Annotated in this window: 5 protein-coding genes and 1 pseudogene; 3 read left to right on the top strand and 3 right to left on the bottom strand. The window is 59.5% G+C overall.

Annotated features, from left to right (window positions below):
- Window positions 1-653: 653 nt before the first annotated feature.
- Window positions 654-965 (top strand): annotated as a pseudogene (locus tag Y707_RS30225) (Tn3 family transposase); the annotation flags it as partial.
- A 31-nt stretch (window positions 966-996) separates the two neighbouring features.
- On the top strand, window positions 997-2,448 hold the full coding sequence (locus Y707_RS0120590; RefSeq protein ID WP_155853214.1) for a type ISP restriction/modification enzyme: 1,452 nt from the start codon (window positions 997-999) through the stop codon (window positions 2,446-2,448).
- A gap of 32 nt (window positions 2,449-2,480) precedes the next feature.
- On the opposite strand, the gene Y707_RS0120585 is transcribed toward Y707_RS0120590, so the two are convergent.
- Together Y707_RS0120585 and Y707_RS0120580 are read right to left on the bottom strand one after the other, a co-directional pair.
- Window positions 2,481-3,512 (bottom strand): hypothetical protein, encoded by a 1,032-nt coding sequence (locus Y707_RS0120585; protein ID WP_162150258.1) that lies wholly within the window; start codon window positions 3,510-3,512, stop codon window positions 2,481-2,483.
- Between the two features lie 193 nt (window positions 3,513-3,705).
- The gene (locus Y707_RS0120580) at window positions 3,706-3,960 is read right to left on the bottom strand and encodes a hypothetical protein (RefSeq protein ID WP_026536454.1); all 255 of its coding nucleotides are present in this window, start codon (window positions 3,958-3,960) and stop codon (window positions 3,706-3,708) included.
- Between the two features lie 1,000 nt (window positions 3,961-4,960).
- On the opposite strand from Y707_RS0120580, the gene Y707_RS0120570 reads away from it, so the two are divergent.
- Window positions 4,961-6,358 carry an IS1380 family transposase gene (locus tag Y707_RS0120570; RefSeq protein ID WP_026536453.1) on the top strand — a complete coding sequence of 466 codons (1,398 nt, stop codon included), beginning with the start codon at window positions 4,961-4,963 and terminating at the stop codon, window positions 6,356-6,358.
- Between the two features lie 208 nt (window positions 6,359-6,566).
- Here Y707_RS0120570 and Y707_RS0120565 read toward each other — a convergent pair.
- Window positions 6,567-7,512: coiled-coil domain-containing protein (locus Y707_RS0120565; RefSeq protein WP_216699306.1), on the bottom strand; the 946-nt coding region annotated here is incomplete at its 5' end.

The following is a 7,512-nucleotide window of genomic DNA, read 5'->3' as shown; positions in this document are numbered from 1 at the left end:
CTGGCCGGCACTGTCACGGCTGTTACTTTCAGCCGGTGTCCGGTGCTTGTTGGTGTTCACAGTGCTTCCTTCCCTGTTTGATGTACGGATCGGATCGGGAGCCTGGAGAATTGGCCGGATCTTGCCCGGTCTTTGCGTGGCATCGAACCGCACTCTCCACGACGGATCATTGTGCGTGCATCTGTATGTGATGCGCAGGCAAAACATATACCAAGCATGCTTACAAGGTAGTGCTTCGCCCGCGGATAGCGCCAGCGGCCGGACCAATGGCCGATGATGGCAATGGCGCAGCTGCGGAGGTTTTGAAAATCACGAATAGCGGTAACGGGGCCGCTTATGTCTGTACGGCGCCTCCAATGACAACGGGTCCGGACCCCCGGGACGCACGCTGCAGCCCTCGCGTGGAACGCGTTTGGCATCCATAAACACTAGTAAGTATGCTTGCTTTATGGTCCGCTCGACGGCGCACACCGCCCCCGCGGTAGAAACGCTGTCGACCTGAACATCGACGGGCGCCAGAGACTTGGCACAATTACAAACCCCTGCAACGCCACCACCGTCAGGGAAAGGATCAAAGCGGGCCCTCCCCTGGTGAACGTTGGAGCGTGAACGACATGATCGCAAAAGGCTCCCCCGGCTTTGTTGCCGGACCGGACATGCTGCGGGTGGCCGGCTCCCTGGTCACCAATCAGGTGCGCGCCTATGACCTGTTGCGGATGTTCGGCCACGAGGGCCGCCCCACGTCGCTCGGTCAGGCGTTCGCTGAGTACGGGCGGATCGCCAAGACCCTGCACCTGCTTGCCGTCGTGGACCCTGTGGATGACACCTACCGGCGGCAAATGCACAAGCAGCTCACCGTGCAGGAGTCCCGCCACAAGTTGGCCCGCGACATCTGCCATGGCAAGAGAGGCACCATTCACCAGGCGTACCGCGACGGGATGGAGGACCAGCTCGGCTCACTCGGCCAGTCGCAACACCGTTGCTGTCATGCTCCTGGTGAAGAAACCAGGTGCCAGCCCCGGCGCCAAACTGCACTACCGGGACATCGGCGACTACCTCACCCGCGAAGAGAAACTCGCCGCCGTCAATGGCAGCGACGTCGGAACCATCGATTGGAAGGCCATCGTCCCCAATGACGATGGCGACTGGATCAACCAACGCAACGCTGCCTTCAGCGATTTCAACACCATGAGTGCCAAAGACGCTCCGGGCTCCTCTATATTCAACACTCATTCTCGTGGGCTTACATCAGCACGCGATGCTTGGGTTTATAACGCCTCAAACAAGGAACTTATCGACAACGTTGTGCGGATGATCGACGCATTCAACCAACAAGTGGCCTCATTCCGCTCCAAACCGCGGACCGGTGCTGCTACCCAGGTACGGGCGGAAGCTGACGCCTTCATTGACCTGGATCCCAGGAGAATCAATTGGAGCGACGGGCTGAAAGTTGAATTTATCGCAAATCGCCCTCTCTTGTTCGACGCATCTGCCGTGAGGACGGCCGTCTACCGCCCGTTTAACAAACAGAGGATCTACTTCGATCGGCGCCTCAACGAACGAAGGTCGCTCTTGCCGACCATGTTCCCCAGTACGGGCCTCGAGAACCTAGGCTTTTATATGACAGGAGCCGGCGCACAGAAGCCCTTCTCTGTCCTGATGATAGACAGCTTGCCCGATGTCAATCTCTGGGGGTCCGAGGGAGGCCAATTCCTACCGCGTTATACCTATATCAACCATTCCGAGGCAGAACAGGATCTACTGAGCCAGCTGACTCAGCAACAGGACCCACACGAAGGATATGAGCTTGTCGACAATGTTTCCGACTGGATACTGGCCGATTACCGGGACAGCTATGGTGAAGCCGTAACCAAAGACGACATCTTCTACTACGTTTACGGGATCTTGCACGCGCCGGATTATCGCAACGAGTTTGCCGCGGACCTGAGAAAAGCCCTTCCGCGCATTCCTAAGACAGATAATTCTCACGACTACGCGTCCTTCGTCACCGCGGGCCGGGAGCTCGCGTCCCTCCATATCGGTTACGAGAACGCCGAACTGTATCCTCTCGGAGAAACACCGGTGGGTGGCTCGGTTGATAACCCCTACCGAGTCAAAAAAATGGCTTTCGGCAAGGGTAAAGATCGCACCAGAATTACGTTCAACGAGCACATCACGCTCAGCAGCATCCCGGAGCAAGCGTACGAGTACATGCTCGGGTCTCGGTCCGCCATCGAATGGATTATGGAACGCTATCAAGTCAGGATCGATAAAGCCTCGGGCATCGTCAATAACCCTAACGACTGGTGCGAAGAAGTTGGCGACCCCCGTTACATCATCGATCTGGTCAAGCGAACCGTGACCGTCAGCGTTGAAACGATCAAGATCGTCAATGCTCTGCCACCGCTCTCGCTCGCCGATTCAGCCGATTCCGCCAACGCCGAGTAAGCGCAGTTGTCAATGGAGCCGCGGTAAGCCAATCAGGCGTCAGCCGAATTATTCTTTGGACCCGTATTCGGACGGAATCCCTCTACATCTGTGACAGATTTCGGTAAGTGTTCCCAGAGATCTGACTCACTCCTCCCGAACACACGTTGAGTCAAATCTCGCTTTAGCTCAGCGGAATCAAGGGCTGTCAAAATGCGTCCGCCTCGAAAGGCGAACTGCACGTTGTATCCGATCCGGCGGATAAGGGCGGCGTCCATTTTCGGGTCACTTTCTCGGGCAATGCTAGTTATATCCCGCCACCAGGTGTCTCCATATGTCACCGTCTGCCCGTTGGCTAACGTGAGAATAATGCTGCCATTGCTGCGGTTTAGTTCAAGTAACAGTTCCTGCTCGACGGGCTCGTCCACCTCACTGAGAATCCGCCACTGCATCTGCGGACCCATCCCCAGACGAACCAGGACGTTCTCCTCGAATGCATACTCCAACTCGTGGAGACGGTTTCGATCCATTAGGTGAGCGACCGTGAGCAACATACGCCCATCATCCAGATATCTGTCTATATCCGCTTTGTTGCCGTAGTCGCAGGCCGCCACGGTTTCTAGATGCTCGATGAGCGCGATAAAGTCCGACAGGCACTGCGACAAGTTGTCAGCCACGGCCATAATCTCTTTGATCTGAACGCTCACGGGTTCCGGATTGCGGCTGCGGAACCTGCTGACTGAGCCGTCATTGACTTCGATGTCGTAGAAAGAGTGGACTGCGAGGTCTCGAGCCGCCTTCAAAGTGTTGAAATCGCTTATGAGCTGCTTCGATGGCCTACCCATGTTTCCCAAGGGTTCATCGATAGGGACCCCCATCACCTTCATCAATTTGAGCATTTTGGACGCCTTGTTCGACCCGCTATCGGAGGCCAAGAGAATCCGCACCCGCTCCACTGGAAGTGGAGTCAGCAGCACCCGCAACACCTCTAGCAGTGCTTCATCGCAAGCTGCGTCGGTCATTGCGACTGCACCTACTGCGCTGGCTACATCTCCGTTGACCTCTGAACTATTACCAGGAAGCATCTAATCTCCATCACTCGGCGCCGCCTTAGTCACCATGCCCTGTTGCCGTCAATTCTCATCTTTCAACCGTACTCATCCAGGTAAATATCGTTGTAGAGATGTGCCACGCCTTATAGACGTTTGGGAAGATGCATTACCTAAAGCAATTGGCCGTTTACCGGCGATAACGGGCAGATACGTCAGCTAGAAGTCCCTATTTCACTTTTCCAGGCGGACGCTGCTTGAGAACGGTTCCAATCTTTTCAACTGAAGCGAACCAGGACAGCAGATCCTGATCTATGGCGCCGATGACGGTGCGCATGTTGACGAGTTGGGCTTCTATGTTGCTGTTGATCAGGGGCTCAAGGTGGGCGACCCGGTTGCGCAGCCGGTAGACCCCGTCTGTGGCTCTTTCCAGCTCCCGCGCGGGCCGGCTTAGATGCGGGAAGGCATGTCGAAGGGGTCTCATCCCACAGCAATTGTTTGCCGGCATCGTGACGGCCGGGCAGCATAAAGCGCCACGTACCAAGTGACATGGCGGCAAGAATATCGGCGTGGTGTGGCTGCCGCTGATTTCGAGGTCGAAGCCGGGTGGACTTTACTGCCCGTGTTCGGGCGTCGGGAATGTCTCTGCCTACAACCCGGTTTAGCAGCGCTGACGGATCCAGTAACCAATCCGACGAGTGCAGTCGTCCTACCAGCGGGTCGGGTTGGGAGGCGTTCCACAGACACAGCTGTTCATCGATCGCATTGCGGAGGACGACTTCGAATATATGGAGTGCTTCGTACACGGCCCCGGAGAGGTCCACGTTCCATCGGTACAGGTGAACAGCGTCCTGTAGGTTTCCCGCAACGGCAAGGTAGGGCGCCAGCCGGGGTGCACTGAAACGCCTTAAGAGCACCGACTCAATACTCGGTTGTTCGTCTTTACCCATGGGAGTAAACTGTAAACGAAGACAGGGACAGGTTCCCTGTTATGGATTACTGAGGGTCCCGCGGCCAGGAGCTGCGGGGCCCTCAGCCAGTTAATGGCGTCATCGTCGTAATTGACACCCCAAAGGGGCTTCGGTTCCCCCGGCCAGAATCGCCTCCAGCGCACGAAGAATATGCATCCGCCTCCTCGAAGCCTGGCCCTGGCAAACGGCCCTGGGAAAACCTGTTCACCATCGTCCATCCACCGCCTGCCACAGCAAAGATACCCCCGCCCACCAGCCCGGACCACGGCCCAACCAGGAACATCAGTGGAACAACACCGGCAGCGAGGCCGGACGACCTACCCTAAAGCCGAAATCCAAAGCCAACCTCGAAAATCACGGGCCGACTACCGATCGGTGGATCAAGACTTAGCCTGAATCCACCGATGTTATGTGAGGTGCCGGCGGCGTTTTAACCGGGAAATGCCCTTCTGATCAGGGAAAATAGGACTTGTTCAAGGTTCATTTTCCAGCAGATAGAGGGGCATCCCGCAAATGCAAGTTTCTCATACCCGTCCGGTCGTGTCAGCTTCCTTTGACGATCCGAATCTCGTGTCCGCTGGCGGGTTGGTTCCGGTGCTGGCCTTGGCGGAGAAATCCGGGCTGCGGTCTTTGGCTGATCAGTGGGTCACGGTGCCCACGGATAAGGGCGCTAACGCCGGATTGAAGATCGCCTCGCTGGTCGGCGGGATGGTCGCTGGCGCTGACTCGATCGATGACATGGCGTTGCTACGGCACGGAGGGATGGGCAAGCTGTTCGATCGGGGCTATGCGCCCTCGACGCTGGGCTCTTTTCTCCGGTCTTTCACGTTCGGTCATGTCCGTCAGCTCGAGGCGGTCGCCACCCGCTTCCTGCACGGGCTGGCCGGACACACCCCGGTGGTCAAAGGTCTCGAAGACTACGCTCTGGTCGACGTTGACGACACGATCGTCGAGGTGCACGGCTACCAGAAGCAGGGCTCCGGCTACGGTTACTCCGGGGTGCGGGGTTTGAACGCGGTCCTGGCTACCGTCAGCACCGACGAGGCCGCTCCGGTCATCGTCGGCTCCCGGCTGCGTAAAGGATCGACCGGCTCCCCGCGCGGCGCCGCGAAATTGATCACTGACACCCTCGGGGCCGTGGCTCGGTTACGCAGCTGTGAAGCGCAAGCGGGCCCAGTGCTGTTGCGTGCCGATTCGGCGTATTGCAACCAAAAAGTGGTGGCCTCGGCGCTGGCCGCCGGCGCCGCCGTCTCGATCACGGCCCGGGCCGATAAACGCGTCAAAGCAGCGATCAGCACCATCGATGAGAGCGCTTGGACCAAGATCGAGTACCCGAACTCGGTCTATGACGAGGACAGCGGCCACTGGATTTCCGAGGCCGAAGTCGCCGAAGTCCCTTTTACCGCCTTCACCTCACGGAAGAAGGCCGAGCACGTCGTGGGCCGTCTGGTCGTACGCAGGATTCCGGAGCTGAATAAACCGGCCCCGAAGGACCAAGGCTCCCTGTTTCAGACCCACCGGTTTCATCCGGTCTTCACCACCAGCGGCCTCAATACCGTCGCCGCCGATAAAACCCACCGCGCCCATGCGGTCATTGAACAGATCAATTCGGACCTGAAGAATTCAGCGCTGGCCCACCTGCCCAGCGGGGATTTCGCAGCCAATAGCGCCTGGCTTACCGCCGCGGTGATGGCATTCAACCTCACCCGCGCCGCGGCGACCCTCACGGGTAAGGAATTAGCGAAAGCGACTACGCCAACGATCCGCCAAAAACTCATCAACATCCCGGCCAGGATCGCGACCAGCGCCCGAAAAATCCGGCTGCACCTACCTCAAAACTGGCCCTGGGAAACAGCCTGGACAACACTGTTCGACGCGGCCCGCGGACCAACCGCTGCAGCAACCGCCTGACCACCGAGTCCAGACCGGACGCAACCGAAAGCACAACGTGGAACACCACCGGCAGCGAGGCCGGCCGACCAGCGCTGCCCAACATCAGCCACCATCAGGAAAATCGGAATCACGGCCGATGCCACAGACCATCGGTGGATTCAGGCTTAGGCCGGGCGGTAGGCGCCAACTAGGTTCCGTGGTGATGGGCCCCCCGCTGTGGTTGCTGCTATTGCTTTGCACCGGTTTGTGGGCGGCGTTCCCTGGTCTTCGCCTCGCGGACTTGGGTTAGTTCGGCGCGCAGTTGGTCGATTTGGCGGCTGTAGGTCTCGTGAAGGTCTTTGACACGTTGTTCACCATGGATGCGCTCACGCTCGACGTCGGCCCTGCCCGCTTCACGCTCGGCCGTCAGTGTTGCCACGGTGCTGCGCATATCGGCCACCGCCTCGCGGGCGCCCTCAAGGTCGGTCCGGACTGCCGCCAGCTGAGCCCGGACCTCTTCGGCCGCGGACTCCTCGCGGTCAGCCCGGGCCGTCTCCGCCTCAACGCGGCTCTCGGCCACTCCTGTGCGCCGCTCTGCCGCAATCCGGGCCTGTTCCTCTGTCCCTGCCCGTTCGGCGGCGGCGTCGCGTTCCTGTTCAGCCAAAGTCAGTTGCACACGGATTGCTTCAAGGTCCGCCCGCAGGCCGGCACTTTCGGCTTGGGCCAGTTCCCGTTCGTTCGCGGCCGAGGCTTGGGCTTGGGCGAGTTCCTCGGTGAGTTGCTTAGCCTGGGCCAGGGCCGCATCGAGGCCCTCTTGGGCCCCTGACAGCTCCTCGGTGAGTTCCTCACTCGTTCGTGTTGCTTCTTGCGCTGCCGCGTCGGCCTCAACCTTCTCGGCCTCAGCCCGGCGCTGAGCCTGCTCGGCACGGGTGGCCCTCGCGTTCGCGCCCGCAACCTGCTCGGCGGCCTCGCTGGCTACCGACTCAATCTGAGCTTCCGCCGCCTCGGGATCACCCACGGTGCGCAGTTCCTCAACAAGCGCCGCGAGCTGCTGACCCAGGTGCTCGATCATCCCGGACACTTGGCCGGTAATCTCACTGGCCCGCTGACGCGCCGCATCCACGGGGTGAGCCTCCGCGCCCCGGGCAGCGCCCTCATCGGGGCGCTGCCGTGCCCGCCAAGCCGACGCGCGG

Source organism: Arthrobacter sp. H14 (assembly GCF_000520495.1).
In the GTDB taxonomy this organism is placed as follows: domain Bacteria; phylum Actinomycetota; class Actinomycetes; order Actinomycetales; family Micrococcaceae; genus Arthrobacter_C.
The sequence above is the reverse complement of the archived record's forward strand: the minus strand, read 5'-3'. Positions and strand labels throughout refer to the sequence as shown.

Bases quoted from the DNA above. Each gene is read 5' to 3' on its own strand.
- Y707_RS0120585 (WP_162150258.1), bottom strand. From the start codon at position 3,512: ATGCTTCCTGGTAATAGTTCAGAGGTCAACGGAGATGTAGCCAGCGCA.
- Y707_RS0120580 (WP_026536454.1), bottom strand. From the start codon at position 3,960: ATGAGACCCCTTCGACATGCCTTCCCGCATCTAAGCCGGCCCGCGCGG.
- Y707_RS0120570 (WP_026536453.1), top strand. From the start codon at position 4,961: ATGCAAGTTTCTCATACCCGTCCGGTCGTGTCAGCTTCCTTTGACGAT.